Source organism: Mycobacterium sp. PSTR-4-N, assembly GCF_022348085.1.
Classification (GTDB): domain Bacteria; phylum Actinomycetota; class Actinomycetes; order Mycobacteriales; family Mycobacteriaceae; genus Mycobacterium.
The window spans coordinates 342,941-368,997 of the sequence record NZ_JAKRFN010000001.1 but is presented as its reverse complement, the minus strand read 5'-3'; the positions used below and the strand labels follow the sequence as shown (position 1 = coordinate 368,997).

The window sequence follows — 26,057 nt, the reverse complement described above, 5'->3', positions numbered from 1 at the left end:
GCACCCACGTCGACACTGCTCGGATCAGGCGCCACTGGCGGTCTGCTGCTCCTGTGCATTCCGTCGAGCATTCTGAGACGCGGTCTGCAGGGCGCTGATGACCTGCTTCAGCTGAGCGACGTGCTGCCCCTGCCAATCCGAGCGGAACCGGTCGGCGTCGGGACCCATCCAGTTGACGGAGCTGATCGCCGAGGACAGCTGCGACACAATGCCCTGGATGTCGTTGGCTTTCGCGTTGAGCTGATTGGACAGCTGCTGAACCTGCTCGATGTCGGCGCCGTACAGTGCCATGGTGTTCCCCTTCTGATGTGGTGTTGATTGGTTCTTCCTAGATGACCGGCTGGGCGACCTGCAGCCACACCCCCTTGCCCTTCTCGATCAGGACGCCACGGCCGGGTGGGAAGTCGTGTCGGCGGATGGTGCCGAGGGGGGTGCCCAGCAGCGAGTCTGCTTCGACGCCGCTGGGTGCCAGCAGCAACCCCCGGCGCGCCGACTTAAAGGGTTGCGCGAGCAGCCAGGCCTGACCCCAGGTGGATACTTCGGACTCGCCGACGACGAAACCCGAACCCTCGGAGACGGTTTTGACCAGCCGGACGAGTTCACTCTCGGCCTCACCGTTGCCGAAGTCGGCCAGCGATTCGATCACGACCATCACCTTCGCCGACCCGAACTGCACACTCGAGGCCAACCTGCCTGCAAGGGCGAGGACGTCGCTGGTGCCGACCGCGGTCTCGCTCCACACGTCCAGGCCGGTAACCGAGGACGAAGCCGGCGCCAGGTTCACGATCATGGTGTCCGGTGCCGTCCGACGAACCGCCTGCACGAGAGTCAGCAGCGCCGTCGTCCGTCCGCTCCCCGGCGGCCCCGTCACCATGAGCACGCCGCGGGGGTCGATCCCCAACGGACGCAGCGACTCGTCGGCGACTCCGATGACGGTCTCGCCGGCGCCGCCCGTCACCGGCAGCTCGGCCAAGGGAATGCGGTCCGCCAGGCGCTCGACAGGGTCAGGGGCCGGGAAGCCGGCAGCCGAGATCTTCTCGGCCAGTCGGCGGATGGCTGCGGCCTGGGCCGACATGGTGTCGTCTCCGCCCAATACCGCCACCTGAACTTCATGGCCCTTCTTGCTCCCTCGCCCGACCATGATGCCGCGACCCGGGGGCGAATTGACCGACAGCACATCGTTGGGTACTGCGGAAAGCATGTAGTCGTCGTCAGACGCCAGCCGCAGCGTCAACCGCTGCTGCATCATCGCGTTCAGGGAGGTCGACAACGCGCCGGGTCGATCGCCGGTGACCACGACATGAACACCGAGCCGACGGCCATCGGCGGCGAGTTGCGCGAACATTGCGTAATTCGTCGAGTAGCCCACGTGCTCGTAGGTGTCCCGGAAAGCGGCGATCCCGTCGACCATCAACAGGATTCGAGGTTCGTTGCGGTGCGTCGACTGGCGATACTCGGCGAGCGTCGACGCGTTGACACGAGCGAACCGCTGTGCGCGCTGATCGAGGATGGCGCTGAGGCGCCGCAACACGCGTCCGACGCGTTCGTCGTCGTCACCACCGACCACCGCCGCCACCTGGGGGAGTGGCTCGAGGATCTGCATACTGCCCGATGCGAAATCGAGCACGTAGACGTGCGTCGGTCCGTCTTCTGCCAGCGCCGCCGCTGCTGCGATCGTGCACAACGCCGTCGACTTTCCGGATCCGCTCGTACCGATGATGGCCATGTTGCCCTCGTCGGGCGAGTAGGTCACGGTGGGTTGGACCTGATGTTCGGGGATGTCACCGCGGCCGATCACCAACTGGGCCGTCTGCATGTGATCGCTGAGGTTTTCCAGTGCGTAGACGGCATTGAGGGGTTCCAGCCACGGCCGCCGTGGCGCGCGCAGTCCGAGCTGCGTGCTCGCTGCACGCACCGTGCCCACCATGCGCGCGATGTCGGTGGGTCCCGTGGACCGGTGAGCGACCGTGGCGGAGAGAGTGCTCCACGGACGGCGCCGGCCGAAGACGAACTCCCACACATCGATCGTCGCACTGTCCGATTGGTTGTCGGACCTGCCGCCGACGTAACCGGACTGGAAGGTGGTGAGGCGACCTGGGCCCGTCTTCGCGACCGCGCGACCCGGAATCTCCGGCGGGAAGTGTGCTGCCAACGGATCATCGATGACGTCGAGTGAGTCATCGACATCGTTGAGCCGCAAGGCGATACGCAGGTTGGTGTTGGCCCGCAGATTGTCTTTGATGACGCCAGCTGGACGCTGGGTCGCCAGGATCAGGTGCAACCCCAGCGAACGCCCGCGCTGCGCCACATCGATGACTCCGTCGACGAACTCGGGGATCTCGGTGGCCAGCGCCGCGAACTCGTCGACGATGATCACCAGACTCGGAGGCGTGTCCGGGTCGCCGGTCTGCTCCAGGGAGATCAGATCCTTGGCGCGCTTGCTGTTGAGCAACTCTTCACGCGTTTTGATCTCAGCCCCGAGCGAGGTGAGGGCGCGTCGGACCAAGTGTGGTGAGAGGTCGGTGACCAGGCCCACGGTGTGCGGCAACTCCGCGCAGTCAGCAAAAGCCGTGCCGCCCTTGTAGTCCACCAGGAGGAAGTTCACCCGATCGGGGCTGTGAGCCGTGGCCATCCCGAGAATCCAGGACTGCAGGAACTCGCTCTTGCCCGCGCCGGTCGTCCCGCCGACCAGGGCGTGTGGACCGTGCTCGCGAAGGTCCAGCGAGAATGGCTGCGCCCCCGTAGAACCCACGAGCGCGGGCAGGCCCGATGGTTTGCCGGTGGGGGAGGGGCGACGGCCGTCCCTGACGATCACCGAGTTGTTGGACAGCCACAGCCGGCCGACCGCCCCGGGATCGGTGGCCAGCGCATCACCGGAGAGGCTCAGGTACGAGACCGACCGTGGCAGGTCGCTGGCATCATCGGTGGCGGCACCGACGTCGACGACGGGCGCGAGGAGCAAGGCAATCTGCTTCGCGTCCGCGACCTCAATGCTGTCGCAGGCGACGGGAAAGATGTGCCGACCGTGCCGGACCTCACCGATCGTCGACCCGGTGCTCTCGTTCTCGACGAGCACGAACGTACGACACGCGGCGGGCAGACTGCTCACCTGCGCAGCCACCCACATGATGTACACCCCGACCCGCGGACCGCGCTCGGCGAGACGCGTGAGCCTCGACCGATCGATCGGCGCCGTGTCGTCGACCAGCGCCACCACGGCTGGGACGATCGGTTCCTGCTCAGTGTCGAGCGACTGTCTGCCGTCCCGCTGCTTGACGAGGTCCTCCAAGCGAGACAGCAGGGCCACGCCGCCGTTCTCACTGTCGGTGAGGTGATTGCCCGACAGTGGACTGTGCGCAGAACTGGTGTGCGGCAACCATTCCAGCCACTCCCAGGACACACGCGAATGCTGCGACGCGAACGCGGTGATCACCACCTCGGAGGGCGAATGCAGTCCGATGAGCTGCAGCACCAGACCACGCGCCACTCCGTCGGCCACCGCTCGTGGACCGCACACTCCGAGCGCGCCGCACTCGCGCAGGTCCGCCACGAGGGGAACATCCCGCACGACGGCGAACTCGTCACGCAACTCCGACAGCTGCGCCAGGTACTTCGGATCCGCCTCGTTGTCACTGGGCATCTCGACGCGGCACCGTGACGGTGCATCGCCGAGACCGACGCGCAGGGTGAGGAATTCCGGACTGTCGGGGCGGTGGGTCCACAGCAGCGGCCCCAGGCGGTGAATGGAGTCGACGACCTCCTCGAGGGCCGGTGTCTCGCCGATGCGGACAGCACGCTCTACCTGCTGCGAGCTGGTCAGCTCCGCAGCGAGAGCCCGCTGTGCGTCGGCGAAGCGTTCGACGTCGGCGGCGTGCTTCTTCTTTGACTGATAGCGCGCGTCGATGTACATGCCGATCATCAACAGGGGGCTCAGCGCGATGAACGCCACCGCGAGCAGACTGCGTGTGATGGCGAACAGGACCAATCCCATCACCAACGGCAGCACCATCGACACGATGGGGAAATGTGCGGGTTCCGGCAGCGCCGGCGGCTTGGGTGCGGGATAGACCCTCTCCCCGAACCGGGCCACCACCCGGGGTGACCGGTTGAACTCGATGGCGACGCTGTCGGTCTGCACGGCACCCGGCCGGACCGTGTGCAGGATCGCCAGGGAGGTCCGCGACAGGACGACGACGTCATTGGAGCCCACGGCAACCCGCTGTACAGGACGGCCCCCGAGAAGGACACCGTCGGGGCCCGCCAGGTTGGCGATCTCGACCGTCTCACCCACCGCGACGGCGGCATGGACATCTTTGACACCGGGGTCGGAGAGCAGCACGTCGCACGTCGGTCTCGTACCGATGGTCGAATTTCCTGCAGGCAAAGAGAATTCGCGTCCGGCATCAGGACCGTCGAGCACCCGAACGACGGCGACGGAGCGTCCCCGTCGGCGCTGCTTCGGCGTCACCGCCGCCGCAACGATGCTCACCGTGGCGCCGGATCGCACCCCCGAATCGAGAAGGCTGCGACTCGGTTCCAGGACCCGCCCCGGCTTGCCGGTGTCGAACGCCGCATGCTCCAGTTTCAGGGTCGGATTGCCTGTCGGACGGGGGGAACGCCGATCAGGGTCGCCGAGCGCGAGGGCGGCTGCGACATCGGCGACGGTCGCTGTCGCGTCGGTGGTCACCGCGACCTGAGCCTGCGTGCCGTCGTCACGCCGCAGGATGACCTTGAGATGCATCAGCGCCGCCCCGACGGCACAGGGGAGCGGACGGTGTTGAGACGTCGATCGACGGACCTGCGTAGTGGCACCTGGGGTGACGGTCCCAGCGGGTTCGCGCCGCGGGCCACATCGATCATCGTCAGACCGGCAATCCGGTCGTGGACGCCGTCGCGAGGAGACGCATCGGAGATGACCGGCAGTGCCGCGCCACCGGCGGTGACGACGAAGACACCGCTGCGGAGCAGGGACGCAAACAGTCCGGGTGTGCGGCGGTCGTCGGCTCGGACCAGTCGCAGCCCCAACATCGCCTTGCCGAACGTCAGTCCCGTGATCCCCTGCCATATCTGCATCCACAGCCACACCGCGACGAAAGCAATGGGCACGACGATGTAGACGACCTCGGCGACACCGAGCGCCGCGCCGAGAATCGACAGCGGTAAAGCAGGACTCAGCATCACCGCCGCGTCCATCAGGGAACTGCAGCACCGCACACCCCGGCCCGCGCCGACGATTCCGCCTGCCCGCGGAGTCGGCGCCGGTGTCGGCGTCGACATCCGCGGCGGCGCAGGCGCGGGACTCGCCAACGCCCGACCAACCACGGCCTTACCGCACACGCCGCAGAAAGGCGCGTTGACATGTACATGCGAGCCGCAGTGCACGCAGGTCGCCTCTGCGGTCGCGGGCGAGCCGGTCATAGTCTTTGCTCCATGTGGTTCCGGCGGTGGATTGCCCTGCCCGGAGCCCATCCTGGTCGAACGGACGACGAGTTTGCGAGCAGACGATGCCGTCGCGGGGAAACAGTAACGTCCGGTCTGCGCGGACTGCACCTGAATGGTGTCAACCGAACGTACGATTGCTGCGGATAAGGGCACCCGCGAAGCTGAGCCGGGCGCGTTCGAGGGGTACCGGCGGCCTCAGTGCGTGGTCGGGAGGAGCAAACAATGCGTCACGCGCGAGAGACTGCCCGGCGCGACGCCTACCCCGGGCCCGAGGCGGTGCGATGAATCAGTCTCCGCTGCCAGGAAGCAAGTTCGGTGCCGGGTACACCGTGGGCGGTCCCGCGGTCACTGGGGTCGTCAATCCAATCAGTGGCCCACCAGGGCCGTCGACACTCAACGGCACGGCGTTGGCGGCATTCGTCCTCACGCTGATTCTCGGGCCGTTCGCGGCACCGGTGACGATTCCGCTGGCCAACATGGCGCACCGGCACATTCTTCGATCGGGTCAGGCTGGTGCAGGTCTGGCAAAGGCGACCCTGTTCGTGGGCGCGGCCTATCTCGTCATCGGCGCCGTCGCCGTGCTGTTGATGTTCTGGCCGGACGCCGCGGGCGCCGGCGTGTTCGGCTGAGTATGTCGACCGAACGGCGGATAGAGGCGCCCGACGATCGGTGCGATGATCCGAACGCGACATTGCTGTGGGGGAAGATTGTTGATGACTGTCCGGGTTTCAAACGCGCGCGCGCACCTGTTCGCGTGGGGTAGCCTCAGCGCGATCCGGACGTCTCAGCGGGCGCGACGGGGGAGCGCCGGTGCGGTGATGCATCGCCGCCAAGCAGGGGAGGTCTCGTGCATTTAGTTCTGGGAGTCTGTGTCGCGGCGAACACTGCGCGGCTCGCGCTGGTCGATACCGCGGCACCCGAGGGCGCCATCGACGAGTTCGACATCGATCTGGCCGCCGCGGCACCGGACACGCTGCGATCGACGATCGTGGGCACCGACCGGAGCCTGCGGGAGAGTGGCCACTCGCTCAGCGGAATCCGGATCAGCGCGTCTGACGAGGACTTCTCTGCCGAGTTGCGCGACGCGCTGACCGACGCGGGACTGCGCGGTGTTTCCGTCGTGTCGCCGTCCGCGGCCGCGACGTCGATCGTGCGACAGTCGGCCGCCGCAGCTGGTCAACAGACCTCGGCCATGCTGTTCGTCGACGACAACACTGCGGCGCTCTCGGTCGTGGGTGCCGACGCGGACACCACGAGCGTCGTGGCGATTGAACCCGTCGGGAGTGCCGGACCCGTAGCGGCCTGCACTGAACTGCTCACCCGGCTGAGGGAGGAACCGGGCGGCGCAGAGGGCCTCTACGTGGTCGGGACCGGTGCTGACACCGCCGCGCTGACGAGCTCGCTCGCCCCGACGTCGCCAGTTCCCATGCGGTCCGTGCCGAGTCCGGGATTCGCGGTTGCCAGGGGCGCTGCGCTGGCCGCAGCGCCGGCAGCATTAGGCGGCGCAGAAGCGATGTCCGGATTCGGCACCGCGCCCGGGCCGCAGATCGGCGAGCATCTCGCCTACTCAATGGACCCGGACAGTAGTTCGACGCCCCTGGCGTACGTCGACGACTTCGGCGGCTTCGGCGATGTGCCGATGCAGTCCCCGATGGCGTCACTGAGCCATACGGACGATCCCACCGAGGTCGACGACGACATCGCACCCGCCGGCACTGGCGGTCGGCCGCGAATCCTGTTGGTCGGCAGCACTATTGCGGCCATCGTGGTGGTCGGATTCGCAACTCTCGCGGTTGTGGTGGCGATCTCGATCAAGCCGAGCGCCACCATCCAGGCGATTCGTGGGGACGAATCGGTGCCAGGAAAGTTCCTGCCGACCATGCCCGGTCAGGGCGCTCAACCGGTCGAAGACCCGACGGTGTTTCTGCCGCCGGTGGTCCCAGTGGAGGAGAAGCCGGCCGCTGCGGCCGACGGTGGCCGGACGATCTTCGCCGGAGCGAACCGCGGTCGGTTCTCGCCGAGTGCCGGCGTCGGCGACGGCGGCACCCGGACGGTGTTCGTCACGCAGGCGGGACCGCCGGGGGTCGGAGGCGGGGGTGGTGGCATGATCGTGCAGCCGCCGCGCGGCAGGTTCAACATCGGCGACTTCCTGCCCAGGGGCCTGACTGTCAACATCATCAAAGTCAACGAAATGGTCGGCAACTGTTCGTCCGTCGAGTGCGTCGTTGACAGAATATGCAGACCTGGAACAAGCCTGGCGGGTTGCGTCAGTTCCACCCCTGATGCCTTGTGCCGACGGGGAAGCACGAAACCGGGCTGCGTTCAGATCATCGCTGACCCGTTACCCGACTGCCGTGACACGACATGTGGTGCGCCAGAGCCCATCGAGACCGTTAGCGCGATCCAGGCGGGTTGCCCCACAGGATTCAGCTGCGTGCCGGCACCAGCGGATTTGATGCGCAGCGATCCTTTGGGATCGCCGCCGGCGGACAAGCCCACCACCGACACGCAGGTCAGCACCGACAAGCCGGGCACGGAGACCCCGGTGGGCTCGGAGACCCAAGTCGGTTCGGAGACCCCTGCGAACCCAGACGAGCCGACCACCAAGGTGGTCAAGCCGGCTGAGGAGGAACCGCGCAAGCCGCTGTTCAGCCCGAAGACTCCCGATGCCCCGGCGCCGGATCCCGGCAGCTCCGAGGGTGTTTCGCCCCCGGCACCGCCTGCCGCCTCGGAACCCGACAACGAAACGCGAACCCGTACGCCGATCTTCCGCAAGCCGGAGCCTCCCGCCCCCGCTCCGGTGGCGCCGCCGGTCGAAGTGCCTGCACCGGTTATCGAGGCCCCGCCACCGCCGCCTGTCGTCCGCGAGGCCCCGGTCTCGCCGCCGGTCTTCGAGGCGCCTGCGCCGGTGATCCAAGCGCCTGCGCCCGCTCCGGCGATCGAAGCGCCCGCTGCGCCGGCAGCACCGCCGGAGCGGCCCAGACTGGAACTACCGAAGCTGCGCGACATCCTCGGCAACCTGGGTGGTCGTGGCGGCCGCGGTGGATCCGACTCCCCGCCGGAGACGACGATCGTCGAAGCTCCTTCGCCATAGCGCGCAGCGCCCGGCTCGGCTGAACGGAAGGAGTCTCGCCATGGCATTGGTCGGCGCGGACACAGATCAACTGCGGCAACTCAGTCGCACGTTCGCCCACGCCGCGGACCGTCTCGACGGCATGTGCGGTGAGGTCACGGGCAGGCTCGCGTCCGCGTCGTGGGTCGGTCCCGATGCCGATCGGTACCGATCGCAGTGGCACGGTGAATCACTGGCGCTGATGCGCGCCGTGGTGGCGGCACTGCGCGACGCTGCATCCGCGATCGACCGCAACGCGGCCGAGCAGGACCAAGCGAGCAGCGGTGCGGCTGGGCTGCCAACCGGATCGCTGTTCAGCGGAACGGGGTTCGCGCACGGGAGCCCTTGGAGCGATGGCGGGACCTTCGCGAATCCGCTGGTCGACATGCGTAACTTCCTGAATTCCACAGCGACATGGCCGATCACGTGGGGCACCGCCCTAGATCAGCTGACTCCGCTGGGTCCGATGCTGCCGTTGATCGACGCCCTCGGATTGGCCGGCGACTCATCGATCAGCCCCGAAGAGAAGATCATCCAAGCAGGCAACTCGATGACCGATCTCGGCGGGGGACTGATCAAGAAGTTGGGTCCGGCTGGCTATCTTCCGGGAGTAGCTGTCCAGCAATGGGGTGACGTCGCCGCCCAAGTGGCCCGAGCCGACTTCAGCGCCTCGGCGCTGCAAACGACAGGCGACTACATTGCCAAAGATCCAGGCGGCGCCTTCGATGCCGCGAGAGACGCTGTCGTGGGCTACATTCCGAAACTCTTTTCGAATTTACTACCCTGAGGGGACCGATCGCGATGAACGACACCGTTTTGCTGACCGACGACGAGATCGTGGCGGTGTGCGCGGTCGACGGACGACCCTGGCCGTTGGGATTGATGACAGTGGAGCCCACCGCTGTGGAGATGGCAAAAGCCGGAATGCGTGGTTTGCGTTCGCTTTTGGTCAGGCGCTATGCCGCGCAAGACACTGCCGACACACCCGCGGTGATGGACGCCGTCGTCGCGCGATACGTCGCGACGTTCCTCGATCCGGACCTCCGTGTGGGCGCCTACGTCGCGCCTGCATCCGATCCCATCACGCTCGGCGGTGCCTCGGTCACAGCGGTGCGCTCAGGTGCGGATTGGTTGGTTGATACGGCGACCGCGGCGGGCGTCCATGCGCTCCGCATGGTGTCCCCGGAAGACGCGGTCGAAGCGGTTCTCGGTCTGGTCGACACAGCGGAGAAGGACGAGCTCTTCGCCGATGCGCCTGATCCCGCGCGGTGGGTCTGCGTGGCAGCGCTGAACTCCACTCTGCACGTTGTCACCGGAGACGGGGCCACCGCGTCGCGGGTCCGCCGCGAGATACTCGGGGAACCTGTACTGCAGCCCTGAAAGCTGAGCGCACGTCGTCGATACTTCGTCAGTGGAAGACACCGCCGCGGACGTAGACCACACTTCCGCTGGTGGTGGCCTCGGCGACATAGCGCCGCACACCTGAGTAGCTGACGTAGGAGAGCCAGTAGTAGCCGTTGGCAATCACCCAGCTGTCGTAATTGAACGACTGCCCGGCGCTGTACTGAGCGACGATCGGGCCGTTCGTGCTCGGATCATTGCGGACGTTGACCAGCTGGACGACAGTCGCAGTACCGCTCTTGGTACCGCTCGTGGCTCCGCCACCGCCACCGCCACCGCCACCGCCGGGCGTGCCCGAGACCTTTTCAACGATCTGGCGCCCGTCAACCCACGTTGACCAACCCAGATACTTCACGTTCTGGCTGCCGAACCACGACGCCACCTGGCCAATGTTGGTGTACACCGCACGTGCGCCGCTCTGGGTCTCTGAATCCCGGATCGCCATGCGGCCTCCGCCGTAGTTGTAGGCCCACGCGACGTGGCCCTGACCCGCATACTGCCCGCTGCCGATCGAGAAGAACAGCGGCACCCACACACCCACCGGCGGTTCACCGGTCGTGATGTTGCCGAAGCTCACTTGCCGCTCGTAGGCGAGCTGCGCGGTGGCGCTGCGCGCGGGTGCGTTCACCGTGTCGTCCACGAACTTCAAGCACCAGCCTCGGGTCGCCCCCACCGCGAAGTTCGGTGTCGTGACCTGCCGCCAGCTCGAAACCGGCGGCGGAGGTGGCGGCGGTGGCGGCGCCGGTGCCTTGGAACTGATCGGTGCGTTCACCTCGACGGTGACTGTGGCCAGCCCGTCTGACGCCGAGACCGTGAAGCGTACCGAGTCCTCTCCTGCTGTCGCATAAGCGCTTTCGCGAGTCGCGACAGTTGGTGTGAAGGAGAAGGTTCCGGTGTCGGGGTTGACCGTCACGCTGCCGATCGCGGGGTCGATTCCGGCGGCGAGCTTCCAGCTCAGCGGGAATCCGTCGGGATCCTTCACATTGACGTAGCCCGTGACGTTTCCGTCGGCATCGGCGATACCCGAGATCGCGAACGGCGTCGAGTCGACCTCGGGAGCCTTATTACTTCCGGGTGGAACGATCTTTACCTTGACCGCCACCGTGGCGGTTCCGCCGTGTCCGTCGTCGACGGTCAGCGTGAACTTGTCCTGGCGTTTGGACGCACTACTCGCCGCGGCATGTGCCGCGGGTGTCGGGGTGTAGACGAAAGAGCCATCGGCGTTGACCACGACGCTGCCCCGAGAGGTGAGGCCGGATCCGCTGTAGGTGATGGCATCACCGTCGCCATCGGTGACCACGGCAACCCCGGTGATCGCACCGGTAGCCGGATTACCCTTGTTTACAACAGTTTTGACCCGAGGAGCACTGTTGGAGGGCAGCAGCGCCACGCCTGCTCCACCGCTGGCAGTGGCACCCGTCTCGTTGGTGACCACGAAGTCGATGGACGTGTAATCGGCACCCGGGCTGGCGGCCGCGTTGTGACGCGCCGCCGCGCTCGGGGTGAAGGTGTACTTCCCCCGCGAATCCACCGTGACGGTGCCCTGATCCGTCGGCTGCGCGGTGAACCTCAGAGGACTTCCATCACCGCCCTGGACGGTGATGCGACCGCTGACCTTACCGCTGGAACGCTGCGGCTTGCCGATCGAAATGCTCGTAACCAAAAGGGGGTCCGCCGCCGCCAATGCGGCCTGTGGTGACCGCGCGGCAGTCGACGACCTCACGTCCTCGGTGCGGCGACCGACCGACATGAGAGCGAGCAGAAGGGGAGAAGCGGTAGGTCCCCCCGGCTCGGTATCGACAGGTGATCTTGTGACGGTTAATAGCGGCAGCGCTACAGTTGCGCGCATCTCCGGTGCTGGTTCGGCTGGTTCGAACGTATTGACATCGATCCTCCCGACGGGGCGTGGCGCCGCAAGGTGTTTCAGTGTGCTGTGCCGTTCCGCCGGTTCGGGGTCCGAGTCCACCGCCTCCACGGACTCCGTGTCCTTCACGTCTGCCTCGGCTCGACCGATCTGGGTCCGCACCGGTCGTGTCCTGTGTGGCCGAGGTCCGTCACCCGTCTCGTGGTCCGCAATCGTTACTCGGCGGCTCACTCGTTCGGCCTGTCGTCGCTCGAGCCGGTTGGAAATGCTCTCCTGTTTCGACGGCGACTGCGTGGCCTGCGAATCCGCAGACGACTCGGGCGCCGCCGACGCGACGGCCGGCACTGATGCCACCGCCGCGCCGATGCCCAGAGCCACGGCGAGAGCGCCGACCCTGCCCACGTACAAGCCACTCGCCATGCCGACCCCCGAAGCCGTCATGCACGACCGGGTAGTTCGCTCGTGTGGCGCGTTCCCGCGCTGGTGCACGCTGCGTATTTGACTCGGCCATGCTGCCATTTGCTGATGCGCCTCGGAATCTACCTTTCGCGAGCGTCAATTGAACGAGTTGGGCGCATCCGGCTGAAAATGCATCCGATCGGACGACACCGGAAGCCAGGAAAACTACTGGGGGAGTAGGCGAACCCGCACGCCCTCGACAATGCGGTCGGCTGGCCGGCCTGCCAGGCGGCACGCCACGGTCACCGCCGTCGCCGACTCCGCGGTGAACACCCCGTAGGTGACCTCGTCAGCCGCGGCAGCGATCACGCCGAGCAGGCGCACCAAGCGTCCATCTGCCCGCATCTGTGCGCACACGGTCTGCAGCGCCGCCACGGTACCGTCGGCGTCCGGCAGTGCTGGTTGGTACCACTCGGCGAGAAAGCATGGTTGCGGCGCGTCCTGACTGGCCACGCATCGACGTTATCGACCGTGCGCCGGCTGTGAATCAGGGTTTTCCCTGGCGTCGCGGAGGCGTGAATGCAGTTGGGCGCGCGAGCGGATGCCGAGCTTGCGGTAGACCTTGCTGAGGTTCATCTCGACGGTCTTCGGCGACAGGAACAATTCCGTTGCGATCTCATTGTTCGACAGACCGGCAGCCGCATGCCGTGCCACGCGTTCCTCGGCGGGCGTGAGCAAAGTTGTGTTGTCCCTTGCCCCGGTCAACCGGCTCAGCTCGGCTTCGGCTCGGTGCTGCCACAACCGCGCGCCCAGGTTCTCAAAGGTGCTGACCGCCTCCGCTACCGTCGCCGCGGCCGCCTGCCGGCGGCGCTGGCGCCGCTGCAGCTGGCCCAGAACCAGTTGCGTGCGGGCTTTCTCGAGGGGTATCGGCAGCCGTTCGTGGAACGTCAACGCAGTCACCGCCGCCGCCTCGGCGCCCTCCAGATCACCGCGCGCGGCGCAGACCAGTGCCCGTCCGCGCGCCGCCGTCGCGAGCATCCAGGGACGGTCAAGCCGATGTCCGTTGTCCCACAGGATGTTTGTGAGCTGTTCGGCTTCATCGACTCGCTGCAGCGCGGTCAAGGCTTCGATGGCGTCGGGTAACCAACCGGCGGTGGGGAGTTCGGTGCTGTCCCCCGGGCGGAACGTCGAGAGCAACGTCGCATAGGTCCGCATGGCCGACGCGTGGTCACCGAGCGAAACATCCAGGAAGCCGAGGCAAGCGAGCGGAGTCACCGCCAGGTCGCGGCCACCCGCTCGCTCGGCCAAGTCGATCGCCGCCAGCGCGTCGGCGCGGGCGGCGTCGGCCTCTCCCCGGTGCGCCGCAACCAGCGCGCGAGCGGTCAACGCGAAATGCACGGTCTGATGACCACCGATCTGCTCGCCGTGCTGGGCCATGCCATCAGCGATACGCGCCGCAGCTCCATACTCGCCGGACCAGACGTAGGCAGTGACCAGATGCTGATCGAGCCAGATCGTGTCCAGCTCACTGCCGCGCTCGACGCACTCCGCCCGAATCGCCGCCATACGCTCCACCGCTCGGTCGAGATCACCCGACCACGAGTCGATCAACGCACTGATGGCGTCCGCTCGCATGTTCACGTGGGTCGGATGTTCGTCGCCTTGCAGGCGAAGCGCCTCGGTCAATTCGGCTGTGTCGCGTCCTAGCCCCCGGCGGAACTTCAACCCCACCCACACAGCTCGAGCCTGACTACGAGAGGCGTCGTCGCCGATGCCGTCTGCGCAGGCCACCGCCTCGCGCGCGACGTCCACGCCTTCATCCAGCCGTCCCGCCACCGAGATCGCCTGGGCCAGCAGCATCAACCCCTGCAGACGCAGTCTCGGCTCATCACGGACTTCAGCAACTCCGGCGGAGAGCCCGGCCACCGCGGCGTCGAAGCTTCCGTCGTAACCGTCGAGTGCGCCCCGGAGCATCAACGCCGCACCACGCAGCGTGCCGGAGGGCAATCGGTCTGGTGCATCCGCGAGAAGGGCACGCGCCGACGAGATGTTGCCGGCCTCGAAAAGATAGCGAGCCGCAAGCAATCTGCGCACCGGTGTATCGCCACCGAGATCGATTGCCATGCTCAGCAATTCAGCTGCCGCCGCGGGTGCGCCCTGCTCGCGAGCCGCTGCGGAGGCGACATCGAGCGCGGTCAGCGTCGTCTCGTCGGCCCTGGTCGCGGCCGACGCCAGGTGCCGGGCCTTCAGCTCTGGCGAATCGACGACGTCGGCGAGTCGGCGATGCATCTCCCGTCGACGGCCCGGCTCGGCTGCGGCGTAGACGCCACTGGCCAGCAGGGGATGGGCGAACCGGATCGACTGGCCCACGAGCACCACGATGCGGGCTGCTGCCCCGTCGCGCTCGAGCACGTCGATAACCGCGTCTGGCCGACGTCCGATCGCTCGGGCAACGACGTCGACCGTCGGCGCCGGCGTGCAGGCCGCCGCAAGGAGAGCATCCGAGGCGTCCGGGCCCACGTGCTTGACCCGCTGCTCCACCAGCGCGGCCAGCGAGTCGGGCAGCCGGCGGTCGATCGGCACACCCTCGTCGACAGCACGGGCCAATTCCAGCGCGTAGAAAGGGTTTCCGCCGGAGATCTCATGGATGCGGCGCATCGTCGGGCGGGGCGGCACCCGTCCGACATGCGACGCCAGCAGTGCGTGCAGCCCGCCGAACGTCGATGGCGACATCGTGATCCGACGGACTGCGCCAGGGATCGCGAGCTCCACCCACGGCACACTGCTCAGTGCGTCGCGTTCGCCGCTACGCACGGTGACGAGCACGCCGAACGGCTGCGACACCCGTCGCAACGCGTATCGCACGGCGGTGGCGCTGGACGGGTCGAGCCACTGGAGGTCGTCGATGATCACGAGCAGGGGAGTGCGCGTCGCGAGATGCCGGAGGACGGCATGCATCGCGGCTCCGGCGGCGCGTTCGTCGGCCGCGGGCAGTTCGTGACCACGCAGCAGGATTCGGTTCAGCGCGTCCCTCTGCACGCCGACAAGCCCGTCGACGACCGCCTCGTCGATGTCGGTCAGGAGATCCGCCAACCCGGCGAAGGCCAGCGTCACCTCGCTCGGAGTTCCTCGAGCGAGCAGCACGCGGAAACCGCGAGCCGCCGCCGCGTCGCGCGCTTGCAGGGCGAACGTCGTCTTCCCTATGCCGGCTTCGCCTTCGACGATCAGTCCGACCGGACCGGACGAGGCAGTGTCCAGCAGGACGCGGAGGGCCTCCGCTTCGGCCTCCTGTAGGACCGCGCGCCGGCTCTGAGCGTTGTGACCCGGCATCGTCCCCCCTGAGCTGACCACCGTGGTGGATCAACCATAAGAGGGGTGCGCAAGGCCGTCAGTACGGGCTATCAGTCGGAGATTCGCCTACAGCAGCGACGTATGCGGAAGGTAGTGTTCAAGACGGGATGTAGGCCTGCTTCCTGTTTGCTGACGGGAGCGTTAGTTTCGGAAACATTGGTTTGCTTAGCAAACTCGACGCGGCGCACCGATGGAGCCGCATTTTGGACGAGATATACTGCGGTGTGATCTTCGTCACACCGGCGGATTCAGCGCCTTGCTCAGGATGCGCGGAGCACGACGACAGGCTCGGCGCTCTGCACCGGAGCGGCCACCTGGATGTGGCCCGTCTGTGCCGCGTGCATGCCCGCGTCGACAACAGCAGAAGCGCGCAACGCGTGGCGGGAACCGTGCCAGCCGCACTCGCAGTGAGCGGTGCGCCGGAAAGCCGGACCATCGATGTAGACCTGCATGTTTCGGAGAGTAGCCAGGCAAGATGTGAATTAACCACGTCTGCTGCTGAGCTTCGGCTGAGAGCGCGGGCGGGCAGACTTCGCGCCGACGCGCGAGCACGGTAAAGTTACCGGCGAGTAGCAAGGAGATGATGATGGCTGGTTGGGGCGGAAATCCCTCGTTCGATCTTTTCCAGTTGCCGGAAGAGCACCAAGAGCTGCGCGAGGCGATCCGCGCGCTGGCGGAGAAAGAGATCGCTCCGTACGCGGCGGACGTCGACGAGAACGCTCGATTCCCTCAGGAGGCACTCGACGCGCTAGTGGCCAACGGCTTCAACGCCGTGCACGTGCCCGAAGAATACGACGGACAAGGCGCTGACTCGGTGGCCGCGTGCATCGTCATCGAAGAGGTGGCCCGCGTCGACGCATCGGCGTCACTGATTCCGGCGGTCAACAAGCTCGGCACCATGGGCCTGATCCTGCGCGGCTCCGACGAGCTGAAGAAGAAGGTGTTGCCCTCGCTCGCCTCGGGCGAGGCGATGGCGTCTTATGCGCTGTCGGAACGTGAAGCGGGCAGCGACGCGGCCTCGATGAGGACCCGCGCAAAGGCCGACGGCGACGACTGGATTCTCAACGGTGCCAAATGCTGGATCACCAACGGCGGCAAGTCATCCTGGTACACCGTCATGGCCGTCACCGATCCCGACAAGGGAGCCAACGGCATCTCGGCGTTCATGGTGCACATCGATGACGAGGGCTTCACGATCGGACCCAAGGAGCGCAAGCTCGGCATCAAGGGCAGCCCGACCACCGAGCTCTACTTCGAGAACTGCCGCATCCCCGGCGACCGGATCATCGGCGAGCCCGGCACCGGCTTCAAGACCGCACTCGCGACGCTGGACCACACGCGCCCGACCATCGGCGCCCAGGCCGTCGGCATCGCGCAGGGTGCGCTCGACGCGGCGATCGAATACACCAAGGACCGCAAGCAGTTCGGCAAGAGCATCGCCGACTTCCAGGCGGTGCAGTTCATGCTGGCGGACATGGCGATGAAGGTAGAAGCGGCCCGGTTGATGGTCTACAGCGCGGCCGCCCGGGCCGAGCGCGGTGAGGGCAACCTCGGCTTCATCTCTGCGGCGTCGAAGTGCCTGGCCTCCGACGTCGCCATGGAGGTGACGACCGACGCCGTGCAGCTGTTCGGCGGGGCCGGCTACACCATCGACTTCCCCGTCGAGCGGATGATGCGCGACGCCAAGATCACGCAGATCTACGAGGGCACCAACCAGATTCAGCGCGTCGTGATGAGCCGGGCGCTGCTGAAGTAGGGGTCTACGCGGCCGCGAAAGTGGCCTCACGGTAGTGCTGACGCGTCGGAGGCTACCGCTGAGGCACTCTCGCGGCCCCCACCCGTCAGAGCAGGTTCACGACACGGTCGAGGTCGTGAACCCGGCCGCTGATCAGCACGACGTCGTCATAGCTGAGCACCGTGTCGGCGGCGGCGTAGGTGAACTCCTGGCCCACCGACTTCACCGCCACGACGGTGACGCGGTACTTCGACCGCAGCTGTGTCTCGCCGAGCGGCACGCCGACGAACGCCCGCGGCGGGCGCACTTTGGCGATCGCGAAGTCGTCGTCGACCTGCAGGTAATCGAGCACCTGCCCGGAGACCAGGTGAGCGACCCGCTGGCCCGCCTCCAACTCGGGGAACACCACGTGGTGCGCGCCGACGCGTTCGAGAATCCGGCCGTGATGTGCGCTCACCGCCTTGGCCCAGATGTCGTTGACCTCCAACTCGACGAGCAACGAGGTGATCAGGATGCTGGCTTCGATGTCGGTGCCCACCGCGACCACCCCGCGATAGAACTCGTCGACGGCCAACTCGCGCAGCGTGTCCGCGTCCGTGCAGTCCGCGGCGACCACCCGCGTCAGCTGGCCGGAAAGACTCTGCACCAGCTTCGGCGACTGATCGATGGCGAGAACCTCGGTCCCGCGCCGCGTCAGCTCCTGGGCGATCGCGCCGCCGAAGCGACCCAGCCCGATGACGACGACGGGTTCGTTGTGCCTGTCAGCCAACGGTGATCCTTTCGGTCGGGAGTTCGTAGCCTCGTCCTCGGTCCCGCAGCGCCAGCGCGGACGCCAACGTCAACGGGCCGATACGGCCGACGAACATCAAGGCGATCAAGAGCATCTTCCCGGTGTCGGGCAGGCCCGCGGTGATTCCGGTCGAAAGGCCCACCGTCGCGAACGCCGACACCACCTCGAACAGCACCTCCTCGAAAGCGTGTGCCGTATCGGCGAGCAACACGAACGTCGAGATCACCACGATCGCCCCGGAGATCAGCGCCACCGCCAGGGCCTGGCGCTGATTGTCGGACGGAATCTGGCGGTAGCCCACGTTCGCTTGATCGACACCTCGCATCTCCGACCACACCACGACCGCGAGCAGCCCGAACGTCGTCACCTTGATGCCGCCGGCGGTGCCTGCGCTGCCGCCCCCGATGAACATCAGGAAGTCGGTCATGAACAGTCCCTCGGGCGTCATCGCGCCGATGTCGATCGCGTTGAAGCCGGCGGTGCGCGGCATCGTGGCGGTGAAGAACGCGGCCAGCAGGCGCGTGCGGTGAGGGAGGGTGGCCAGGGTGCCCGGATTCTCGCGTTCGACCAAGGCGATGACCGTCGTCCCGACGACGAGCAACACGACCGTCACCCACACCGTCACGCGGGTGGTCACCGACCACGTTCCCGGCCGCCGCCACGCCCGCGCCAGCTCGAAGATCACCGGGAACCCCAGGCCGCCGACGATGACCGCGGCCGAGATCGTCAACAAGATCCAGGCGTCGCCCGCATAGCGGGTGAGGCTGTCCGCGTACAACGCGAAGCCGGCGTTGTTGAACGCCGAGATGGCATGGAAGGTGCCTTCGTACGCGGCGTGGCCGACCGACATCCCGGTCGTGGTGGCCAGCCGGACCGTCAGGATCGCCGCGACGACGATCTCGGACACCACGGCGAAAACCGTGACGTTGCGGATCAGCCGGCCGATGTCGCGAATCGACACCGTCCGCGTCTGCGCCGCGGCGATCATGCGGGCCCGCAGCCCGAGTCGGCGCGACAGCAGCACCACCGTCAGCGAGGCCACCGTCATGATGCCCAGGCCGCCGACCTGGATGAGACCGAGAATCACCACCTGCCCGAAGACCGACCAGTGCGTGGCCGTGTCGACGGTGACCAGACCCGTCACGCACACCGCCGATGTCGAGGTGAAGACGGCGTCCATGAAACCCGTGCGCTGACCGTTCGCGGCGGCGACGGGCAACCACAGCAGCACGGTCCCGACGGCGATGGCTGCGGCGAACGAACCACCGATCACCAGTCCGGGATGGCGGAAGCGCTCACTGCGGACCTTCACGCGTCCTGCTTACCCCATCTTCTGGGCGGCAATGGTCTCGCGGAAGCGCATTCCTGGCTGCTCGCGGGCGATTTTCGCAACCGGTAACGCTATTCCGCGCGCTGCTCAGTTGGCCGGCCGCAGGTGCGTGATGTCGCCGGCCGACACAGTGACGGGCTCGGCTCCGCTGTCGATGATCAGCCGTCCGTCGTCGTCGACAGCGATCGCTGTACCGACGAGCTCGTCATCACCCGGCAGCAAGGCGCGCACCCGGGAGCCGATCGTGGAACTCGCCGCGCGATAGTCGGCGGCCAGCGTGGCGTCGGCCGCGCGCCACTGTTTGATTCGCGTGCTGAGAGTGCGCAGGAGCGCGACCGCGAGATCGCTGCGGTCGACGTCGTGACCGAGCATCGTCATCGACACGGCGTTCGGATCCGGTGCCTCGGCGGCGTCGAAGCCGACGTTGAGCCCGACGCCCACGACGACGACCGGCGCGGCTACCTCGGCCAGGATGCCGGCCAACTTCCGGCTGCCGACGAGGACGTCGTTGGGCCATTTGACCGTTGCGTCGACGCCGACGGTCTCGGCGACCGACAGGCCGGTCAGCAGCGGCAGCCAGCCCCACCTGTCGGGCGCGACGCCCGTGGTGTCGACGCCGACAGACATCGAGATCTGCGAGCGTGGGGGAGCCGACCACCGCCGCCCGTGCCGGCCGCGTCCCGCCGACTGATGCTCGGCCAACAGCACCGCACCGGCGATGTCCTCGCCGCCGGAGGCACGGGCGATGAGATCGGCATTCGTCGACCCCGTGTCCTCGACGACGTCGACGCGACGCCATACGGTTCCGTCGAGCGCGGAACGCAGGACTTCGGTATTCAGGGCGGCAGGCACCCGACGACCCTAAACGACGAGTCGTTTCGCTCGGCGTACCGAACTACTTCGCTGCAGCGTCCGAGTGTTCGATGGCCTCCACCTGCTGGGCTGCCCAGGCATGAGCGGCGGTGGCGCGGTTCAGATGCCCGAAACCCGCCACGAACGCGACCATCGCGGCGAGCGCCCACAGGTTTCCGAACGCCCACTCCCAGGTGGTGGCGGTGGACGCCGACTGCAGCCAGTAGGCGGCGATGGCAACCAGCGCATATCCGCTGAACACGAAGAATCGACCATCGGCGCTGGCCAGCCACCCGGCATGTCGCCGGTTGCGAAGGTGCCACAGCGTGAGCGCCACGAGGACTGCCAGTGCGGTGACGGTGGTGTCCATCGGCGCCGTCCTTTGCCAGGTTTGCCGCTGTCGGTCGTCGATCAGTGTGCGCGATCAACCTGTGAACAGCATGTGGTTACGGGAACAGTAAGGTCACAGTAACGATCATGTCAATTATGTCGGGTAGGACGTCACTTTCGGTAAGGGTGGCGTCCGACTTCGCCAGAACGGCACGTTCGTGACAGGAAATTGGCAGCCGCGTCAGCCGCGGGTGATCTTCTCCGTTGCCCGCCGACGATCCAGCGCCGCGGCATCCGGGTGCGCGACGTACACCAGCGACGCCCCCACCGCGTACGGCGCCAGCAGGTGAGCAACCAGATCGTCGGCGGTGTCCCACGGCGCCGAAGACAGCACCCGATCGTCGCCGCCCAGGCCCTGAGCATCGGCAACGGAACGCGCTGCGGCGAGAACGTCGTCACCCGAGCGGCCGTCCAACGCCGGACCCGGGTGCCGCTCGGCGACGATCTGATCACCGTGCACCCGCACGGCCGTCGCGTAATCCGTCACTCCCACAGGCAGATCCGCTGCGGGCCGACCGAACGGATCCAACGACAGCACCGCGACCTCGCCACCGCTGACCTTGGCGTCCGCATCGTCGAGCCGGCCCTCCGCGCACAGGGCCAGATCCGCGCTGTCAGCCTCCAGAACCGCTTCCGCGCCGATCCACCAGATTCCGAGCAACACCGCGGCCGTCTGCCAATGTGCCGGCAGCAACACCGCCACCCGACTGCCGGGACCGGCCCCCATCTCGTCGCGCAGCAGGTTGGCGGTCTTGGCCGCCCAGTTCGCCAGCGTCACCGTCGAGCACTCGATGCGCTCACCGGTCGCGTCGTCGTAGTAGGTGATCCGCGGCCCCGCCGGATTGCGGGCCAGCAGAGGATCGAGAATCGCCGAGGAGAGGTTGATCGCCATCAGTTGACGCACTGCGGGTCGTCCGACCCCGCCGTGATGATCGGCGAAGCAGCCGGCAACGCCTCGCCGCCGCCCGACGCGTTGGTCACCGGGGCCGACAGCGTGACATCCGTGCCGTCCAGCCCCGAGCCGGGACCGGTGTAATCGGCCGAGAGCACCACCCGCACCGCGCCCTGGGGCACCGAGGCGTCCTCGACCACCGGCAACCCGCCCAACTGCTTGGCCACCTCCTGGGCGCCCATGTCATCGCTCGAGGCGGCCTGCACCTGGCTGTTGGTGACCTTGGTGCCCTCGTTGTTGCCGACGTTGCCTGCCGAGAAACCCTTGCCCGTCAACACCTGGGACACCGCCGCGGCGAGGCCGTTGACGTCGCTGTCGTTGATCACGTCGACGCTGGTCTTGTCGGGGCTGTAGGCGATCTCGTCGGTCTTGCCCTCCTCCTGATCGTGCAGCAGGCTGCTCACCCACTCCTTGACCTCCGGGGGATTCACCCGCACCACCGACTGCATACCGTCGTCGCTCCAGCCGGCCTCTTCGACGATCGGAATCGTGGCGAACGCGATGTTGCCGCCCGAGAGCTTGCTGAGCTGATCGGCGAAATCCATGATGCTCCAGCCGTCGGAGAGCACCACCGAGCGCTGCACCGCGTCTTCGAGCCGGTTCAGCGTCGCCGGGCTCGACAGCGTCTTGCTCGAGATCACCTCGTGTGCCAGCGACGCCATGAACGCCTGCTGGCGGGTGACGCGGTCCAGATCACCGCGCGGCAGGTCGTGGCGCTGCCGCACGAAACTCAGCGCCTGCGGCCCGTTCAGCTTCTGCCAGCCCGCCGGAAAGTCCGCACCCGAAAGGGGTTCGTAGACAGCATCTTTGAGGCAGACGTTGACCCCGCCCAGGGCGTCGGTGATCAACGCGAAGCCCAGCAGGCCGACTTCGGCGTAGTGATCGACCGTCACGCCGGTGAGGTTGGCGACCGTCTTGATCAGCTCCTCGCGGCCCGCCTCGGTGGCCTCCTTCTCCGCGACCTTCGGGTCCTCGCCCTCCTGCTCGACGAGCTGCTTCATCTTCTCCAGATGCACCGAGCCGTAGACGCCGTTGATCTTCATCTTCCCGATGCCGGGCGCCTCGACGTAGGAGTCGCGCGGGATCGAGATCGCCGTCGCCGAGCGCCCGTTGTTCGGGATGCGGATCAAGATGATCGTGTCGGTGTTGGTCGAGACGTCGTCGCCGGCGCGCAGCGTCGCCAACTCCTCGGCGCTGAGCGGATTGCCGTGCGCATCGGTGCGGCTGTCCATGCCGACCAGCAGGATGTCGATCGCGCCGTCCTCGCCGCCCTCGCCGAGCGCAACCGGGCTGACATGGTTGATGCCCGACTCGAAGGACCGGATCTTGCCCCACGCGACGCCGGTGCCGACGACGATCGCCAACGTCACGATGACGGAGACGACACGGGTCATCTGAGCTGCAGGCATCCGCCCAGGTTACTGGCGGGCAGGCGGGAGGCGGGGGAGCCGTCCTCGGCGTGCCACACTCGCTACCTATGGCTGACCGAATCGTGATCACTGGCGCCGGCGGCATGGTCGGGCGCTTCTTGGCAGGTCAGGCGGCCTCTCAGGGCCGCGACGTCCGCGGCTTCACGTCGGGTGAGTGGGACATCACCGGGACCGACCCCGGGGAACTCCGCCCCGGCGACGTCGTCGTCAACTGCGCCGCCTTCACCCAGGTCGACCAGGCCGAGGCCGACCCGGACCGGGCCCACGCGGTCAACGCCACCGGCGCCGGCAACGTCGCTGCCGCCTGCGCCCGGGCCGGGGCGTCGCTGATCCACATCTCCACCGACTACGTGTTCGGCGCCTCGGGCGCTCGGCACCCGTATGACATCGACGACGACACCGGGCCGCTGTCGGTGTACGGGCGTACCAAGCTGGCCGGTGAGCACGCGGTGCTGGCCGCCCTGCCCACCGCATACGTGGTGCGCACGTCGTGGGTCTACGAAGGCGCCGACGGCTCCGACTTCGTCGCCGGGATGCGGCGGAGCGCCGCCGGAACGGACACCGTCGACGTCGTCGCCGACCAGATCGGCTCCCCGACCTACGTCGGCGATCTGTGTGCGGCGCTGCTGCAGATCGCCGACGGCGGGGTGGGCGGGCCGATCCTGCACGCCGCCAACGCCGGCGAAGCCAGCCGATTCGACCAGGCCCAGGCGGTGTTCGCCGAGCTGGGAGCCGACCCGGCGCGGGTCCGTCCGGTCGGCACCGACCGTCATCCACGCCCCGCGCCCCGGCCGTCGTACTCCGCGCTGTCGGCGGCCGGCTCGGCACGCGCCGGACTGACCCCGCTGCGGGGATGGCGCGAGGCGCTCGCCACAGCACTGCGCCCGCTACCCTCTACGCGATGAGATGGGTGGCCGATAGGTGAGCGACGAGCTGTACGTCGTCACGGTGACGTACTCACCGGGACCTCACCTGGATCGTTTCCTCGCGTCGCTGGCCCACGCCACCGAGCGGCCGGTGACGGTGATCATGGCCGACAACGGGTCCGACGACGGCTCACCCGAAGAAGCTGTCGAGCGATATCCCAACGCGCGGCTGCTGCGCACCGGGGCGAACGTCGGCTACGGCACCGCGATCAACCGCGCCGTCGCCGAGTACGGATTGTCCACGACGACAGACATGTTCGTCATCGCGAACCCCGACGTGCAGTGGGGGCCCGGCAGCATCGATCTGTTGTTGGAAGCCGCCGACAGGTGGCCTCGGGCCGGGGCGCTGGGTCCGCTGATCCGCGACCCCGACGGGTCGGTGTACCCCTCGGCGCGGCACCTGCCGTCGATCATCCGGGGTGGCATGCACGCCGTCGTCGGGCCGGTCTGGCCGTCCAACCCGTGGACCGCCGTCTACCGCCAGGAACGAGAGGACCCCAGCGAACGCGCCGTCGGCTGGCTGTCCGGGTCGTGCCTGCTGGTGCGCAGCGCGGCCTACGCGGAGATCGCAGGCTTCGACGAGCGGTACTTCATGTACATGGAGGACGTCGACCTCGGTGATCGGCTCGGTCGCGCCGGCTGGCAGAACGTCTACGTCCCCTCGGCGGAGGTGCTGCACGCCAAAGGTCACTCGACGGGGCGCGATCCCGCTCGCAACCTCGCTGCCCATCACGCGAGCACCTACACTTTTCTCGCGGATCGGTACCCGAAACGGCGACATGCTCCGCTACGGTGGGCGTTCCGGACTGCGTTGGGGGCGCGCTCCCGGCTGGTGGTGCGGAGTTCGATGAAAGCCCGAAGGGGGCAGGGGTGATGGTGAATCCCGCTGATGTCGATGCGGTCGTTCTGGTCGGCGGGATGGGCACGCGCCTGCGGCCTCTGACGCTGTCGGCGCCCAAGCCGATGCTGCCGACCGCCGGGCTGCCGTTCCTGACCCACCTGCTGTCGCGGATCGCGGACTCCGGCATCGAGCACGTGGTGCTCGGAACCTCCTACAAGGCGGGCGTGTTCGAAGCGGAGTTCGGAGACGGCTCCAAACTCGGGCTGCAGATCGAGTACGTGGTCGAAGACGAGCCGCTGGGCACCGGCGGCGGTATCGCCAACGTGGCGTCCAAGCTGCGCCACGACACCGCCGTCGTCTTCAACGGCGACGTGCTGTCCGGATGCGACCTACGCGCACTGCTGGATTCGCACACCTCGACCGACGCCGACGTGACGCTGCATCTGGTCCGCGTCGGCGATCCCCGCGCATTCGGTTGCGTGCCAACAGAATCCGACGGCACGGTGACGGCTTTCCTGGAGAAGACGCAAGACCCGCCGACCGACCAGATCAATGCCGGCTGCTACGTGTTCAAGCGCTCGGTCATCGAGCAGATCCCCACCGGTCGCGCGGTGTCGGTGGAGCGGGAGGTCTTCCCGGGTCTGCTCGCCGACGGCAAGAAGGTCTGCGGCTACGTCGACTCCACCTATTGGCGTGACATGGGCACGCCGGAAGACTTCGTGCGCGGCTCGGCAGACCTGGTGCGTGGCATCGCGCCGTCGCCGGCTCTGGGCGGGCATCGCGGTGAGTCCCTGGTGCACGACGGCGCATCGGTGGCGCCGGGTGCGCTGTTGATCGGCGGCACCGTGATCGGCCGTGGTGCCGAGATCGCCGGCGGCGCACGGCTCGACGGGGCAGTGATCTTCGACGGCGCGAAAGTCGGTGCGGGCGCGGTGATCGAGCGGTCGATCATCGGCTTCGGCGCGCACATCGGGCCGCGGGCGCTGATCCGCGATGGTGTGATCGGCGACGGCGCCGACGTGGGGGCCCGCTGCGAGCTGCTGCGCGGCGCCCGGGTGTGGCCGGGGATCACGATTCCCGACGGTGGCATCCGCTTCTCGACAGACATCTAGAGTCTGGGGGGCGCGAAAGTGCTCTGGCGGTAGCGCCGAGCGTCGTCGAGCTACCCACATCGCACTTTCGCGAAGCACGGGCTGTGGATAACCCTCGCCTCTAGGGCCTTTCCTGTCGGACGCCGCGTCC

21 protein-coding genes are annotated in these 26,057 nt (G+C 67.5%); 8 read left to right on the top strand and 13 right to left on the bottom strand.

Annotation, left to right across the window (positions count from 1 at the left end):
* Positions 1-24: 24 nt before the first annotated feature.
* Genes MHN84_RS01845 through MHN84_RS01835 form a run of 3 tightly spaced genes read right to left on the bottom strand, consistent with a single transcriptional unit; the run spans position 25 to position 5,418 of the window.
* Positions 25-291 carry a WXG100 family type VII secretion target gene (locus MHN84_RS01845; protein ID WP_241202924.1) on the bottom strand — a complete coding sequence of 89 codons (267 nt, stop codon included), beginning with the start codon at positions 289-291 and terminating at the stop codon, positions 25-27.
* Positions 292-328: 37 nt separating this feature from the next.
* Positions 329-4,741, bottom strand: coding sequence for an FtsK/SpoIIIE domain-containing protein (locus tag MHN84_RS01840; protein WP_241202923.1), 4,413 nt, complete (start codon positions 4,739-4,741; stop codon positions 329-331).
* Positions 4,741-5,418 carry an RDD family protein gene (locus MHN84_RS01835; RefSeq protein ID WP_241202922.1) on the bottom strand — a complete coding sequence of 226 codons (678 nt, stop codon included), beginning with the start codon at positions 5,416-5,418 and terminating at the stop codon, positions 4,741-4,743. Before MHN84_RS01835 ends, MHN84_RS01840 begins: the two co-directional genes overlap by 1 nt.
* Positions 5,419-5,723: 305 nt before the next feature.
* On the opposite strand from MHN84_RS01835, the gene MHN84_RS01830 reads away from it, so the two are divergent.
* The 4 genes from MHN84_RS01830 (at position 5,724) to MHN84_RS01815 (ending at position 9,934) form a co-directional block, all read left to right on the top strand.
* Positions 5,724-6,071, top strand: a complete 348-nt coding sequence (locus MHN84_RS01830) for a hypothetical protein (RefSeq protein WP_241202921.1) — start codon at positions 5,724-5,726, stop codon at positions 6,069-6,071.
* A 218-nt stretch (positions 6,072-6,289) separates the two neighbouring features.
* Positions 6,290-8,536, top strand: coding sequence for a hypothetical protein (locus MHN84_RS01825; RefSeq protein ID WP_241202920.1), 2,247 nt, complete (start codon positions 6,290-6,292; stop codon positions 8,534-8,536).
* Between the two features lie 40 nt (positions 8,537-8,576).
* A complete protein-coding gene (locus MHN84_RS01820) occupies positions 8,577-9,341 on the top strand; it encodes a hypothetical protein (protein WP_241202919.1) in 765 nt (254 codons plus the stop codon).
* A 14-nt stretch (positions 9,342-9,355) separates the two neighbouring features.
* Entirely contained in the window at positions 9,356-9,934 is a 579-nt protein-coding gene (locus MHN84_RS01815) for a hypothetical protein (RefSeq protein WP_241202918.1), read from the top strand.
* A gap of 28 nt (positions 9,935-9,962) precedes the next feature.
* Here the strand turns inward: MHN84_RS01815 and MHN84_RS01810 are convergent, their stop codons facing one another.
* The 4 genes from MHN84_RS01810 to MHN84_RS01795 form a co-directional block, all read right to left on the bottom strand.
* Complete coding sequence (locus tag MHN84_RS01810; RefSeq protein ID WP_241202917.1) at positions 9,963-11,705, bottom strand: Ig-like domain-containing protein; 1,743 nt, start codon at positions 11,703-11,705, stop codon at positions 9,963-9,965.
* Between the two features lie 738 nt (positions 11,706-12,443).
* A complete protein-coding gene (locus MHN84_RS01805) occupies positions 12,444-12,731 on the bottom strand; it encodes a hypothetical protein (protein ID WP_241202916.1) in 288 nt (95 codons plus the stop codon).
* Positions 12,732-12,740: 9 nt separating this feature from the next.
* Positions 12,741-15,548: a LuxR family transcriptional regulator gene (locus MHN84_RS01800; RefSeq protein WP_241202915.1), complete on the bottom strand. Its 2,808-nt coding sequence runs from the start codon at positions 15,546-15,548 to the stop codon at positions 12,741-12,743.
* A 281-nt stretch (positions 15,549-15,829) separates the two neighbouring features.
* A complete protein-coding gene (locus MHN84_RS01795; RefSeq protein WP_241202914.1) occupies positions 15,830-16,021 on the bottom strand; it encodes a hypothetical protein in 192 nt (63 codons plus the stop codon).
* A gap of 134 nt (positions 16,022-16,155) precedes the next feature.
* Here MHN84_RS01795 and MHN84_RS01790 point away from each other — a divergent pair, with 134 nt between their 5' ends.
* Entirely contained in the window at positions 16,156-17,325 is a 1,170-nt protein-coding gene (locus tag MHN84_RS01790; protein ID WP_241202913.1) for an acyl-CoA dehydrogenase, read from the top strand.
* An 85-nt stretch (positions 17,326-17,410) separates the two neighbouring features.
* Here the strand turns inward: MHN84_RS01790 and MHN84_RS01785 are convergent, their stop codons facing one another.
* The 6 genes from MHN84_RS01785 to MHN84_RS01760 all read right to left on the bottom strand — a co-directional run bounded on the left by MHN84_RS01785 (position 17,411) and on the right by MHN84_RS01760 (position 23,027).
* Positions 17,411-18,073: a TrkA family potassium uptake protein gene (locus tag MHN84_RS01785; protein ID WP_241202912.1), complete on the bottom strand. Its 663-nt coding sequence runs from the start codon at positions 18,071-18,073 to the stop codon at positions 17,411-17,413.
* A complete protein-coding gene (locus MHN84_RS01780; protein WP_241202911.1) occupies positions 18,066-19,406 on the bottom strand; it encodes a TrkH family potassium uptake protein in 1,341 nt (446 codons plus the stop codon). Before MHN84_RS01780 ends, MHN84_RS01785 begins: the two co-directional genes overlap by 8 nt.
* A gap of 105 nt (positions 19,407-19,511) precedes the next feature.
* Positions 19,512-20,276, bottom strand: coding sequence for a biotin--[acetyl-CoA-carboxylase] ligase (locus MHN84_RS01775; protein ID WP_241202910.1), 765 nt, complete (start codon positions 20,274-20,276; stop codon positions 19,512-19,514).
* A gap of 43 nt (positions 20,277-20,319) precedes the next feature.
* Positions 20,320-20,646: a hypothetical protein gene (locus MHN84_RS01770; RefSeq protein ID WP_241202909.1), complete on the bottom strand. Its 327-nt coding sequence runs from the start codon at positions 20,644-20,646 to the stop codon at positions 20,320-20,322.
* Positions 20,647-20,847: 201 nt separating this feature from the next.
* Positions 20,848-21,558, bottom strand: a complete 711-nt coding sequence (locus MHN84_RS01765) for a TIGR03089 family protein (RefSeq protein WP_241202908.1) — start codon at positions 21,556-21,558, stop codon at positions 20,848-20,850.
* The gene (locus tag MHN84_RS01760) at positions 21,558-23,027 is read right to left on the bottom strand and encodes an LCP family protein (protein WP_241202907.1); all 1,470 of its coding nucleotides are present in this window, start codon (positions 23,025-23,027) and stop codon (positions 21,558-21,560) included. Before MHN84_RS01760 ends, MHN84_RS01765 begins: the two co-directional genes overlap by 1 nt.
* Before the next feature lie 68 nt (positions 23,028-23,095).
* On the opposite strand from MHN84_RS01760, the gene rfbD reads away from it, so the two are divergent.
* The 3 genes from rfbD to MHN84_RS01745 are packed head-to-tail and all read left to right on the top strand — an operon-like array spanning position 23,096 to position 25,927.
* Entirely contained in the window at positions 23,096-23,953 is an 858-nt protein-coding gene (gene rfbD / locus MHN84_RS01755; protein WP_241202906.1) for a dTDP-4-dehydrorhamnose reductase, read from the top strand.
* 16 nt (positions 23,954-23,969) lie between these two features.
* Positions 23,970-24,848 (top strand): glycosyltransferase family 2 protein, encoded by an 879-nt coding sequence (locus MHN84_RS01750; RefSeq protein WP_241202905.1) that lies wholly within the window; start codon positions 23,970-23,972, stop codon positions 24,846-24,848.
* Positions 24,848-25,927 carry a sugar phosphate nucleotidyltransferase gene (locus MHN84_RS01745; protein WP_241202904.1) on the top strand — a complete coding sequence of 360 codons (1,080 nt, stop codon included), beginning with the start codon at positions 24,848-24,850 and terminating at the stop codon, positions 25,925-25,927. The genes MHN84_RS01750 and MHN84_RS01745 overlap by 1 nt, the downstream gene beginning before the upstream one ends.
* Positions 25,928-26,057: the final 130 nt, after the last annotated feature.

Bases quoted from the DNA above. Each gene is read 5' to 3' on its own strand.
- MHN84_RS01765 (WP_241202908.1), bottom strand. From the start codon at position 21,558: ATGGCGATCAACCTCTCCTCGGCGATTCTCGATCCTCTGCTGGCCCGC.
- rfbD (WP_241202906.1), top strand. From the start codon at position 23,096: ATGGCTGACCGAATCGTGATCACTGGCGCCGGCGGCATGGTCGGGCGC.
- MHN84_RS01820 (WP_241202919.1), top strand. From the start codon at position 8,577: ATGGCATTGGTCGGCGCGGACACAGATCAACTGCGGCAACTCAGTCGC.
- MHN84_RS01800 (WP_241202915.1), bottom strand. From the start codon at position 15,548: ATGCCGGGTCACAACGCTCAGAGCCGGCGCGCGGTCCTACAGGAGGCC.
- MHN84_RS01840 (WP_241202923.1), bottom strand. From the start codon at position 4,741: ATGCATCTCAAGGTCATCCTGCGGCGTGACGACGGCACGCAGGCTCAG.
- MHN84_RS01795 (WP_241202914.1), bottom strand. From the start codon at position 16,021: ATGCAGGTCTACATCGATGGTCCGGCTTTCCGGCGCACCGCTCACTGC.
- MHN84_RS01745 (WP_241202904.1), top strand. From the start codon at position 24,848: ATGGTGAATCCCGCTGATGTCGATGCGGTCGTTCTGGTCGGCGGGATG.
- MHN84_RS01845 (WP_241202924.1), bottom strand. From the start codon at position 291: ATGGCACTGTACGGCGCCGACATCGAGCAGGTTCAGCAGCTGTCCAAT.
- MHN84_RS01810 (WP_241202917.1), bottom strand. From the start codon at position 11,705: ATGTCGGTCGGTCGCCGCACCGAGGACGTGAGGTCGTCGACTGCCGCG.
- MHN84_RS01835 (WP_241202922.1), bottom strand. From the start codon at position 5,418: ATGACCGGCTCGCCCGCGACCGCAGAGGCGACCTGCGTGCACTGCGGC.
- MHN84_RS01815 (WP_241202918.1), top strand. From the start codon at position 9,356: ATGAACGACACCGTTTTGCTGACCGACGACGAGATCGTGGCGGTGTGC.
- MHN84_RS01770 (WP_241202909.1), bottom strand. From the start codon at position 20,646: ATGGACACCACCGTCACCGCACTGGCAGTCCTCGTGGCGCTCACGCTG.
- MHN84_RS01830 (WP_241202921.1), top strand. From the start codon at position 5,724: ATGAATCAGTCTCCGCTGCCAGGAAGCAAGTTCGGTGCCGGGTACACC.
- MHN84_RS01760 (WP_241202907.1), bottom strand. From the start codon at position 23,027: ATGCCTGCAGCTCAGATGACCCGTGTCGTCTCCGTCATCGTGACGTTG.
- MHN84_RS01790 (WP_241202913.1), top strand. From the start codon at position 16,156: ATGGCTGGTTGGGGCGGAAATCCCTCGTTCGATCTTTTCCAGTTGCCG.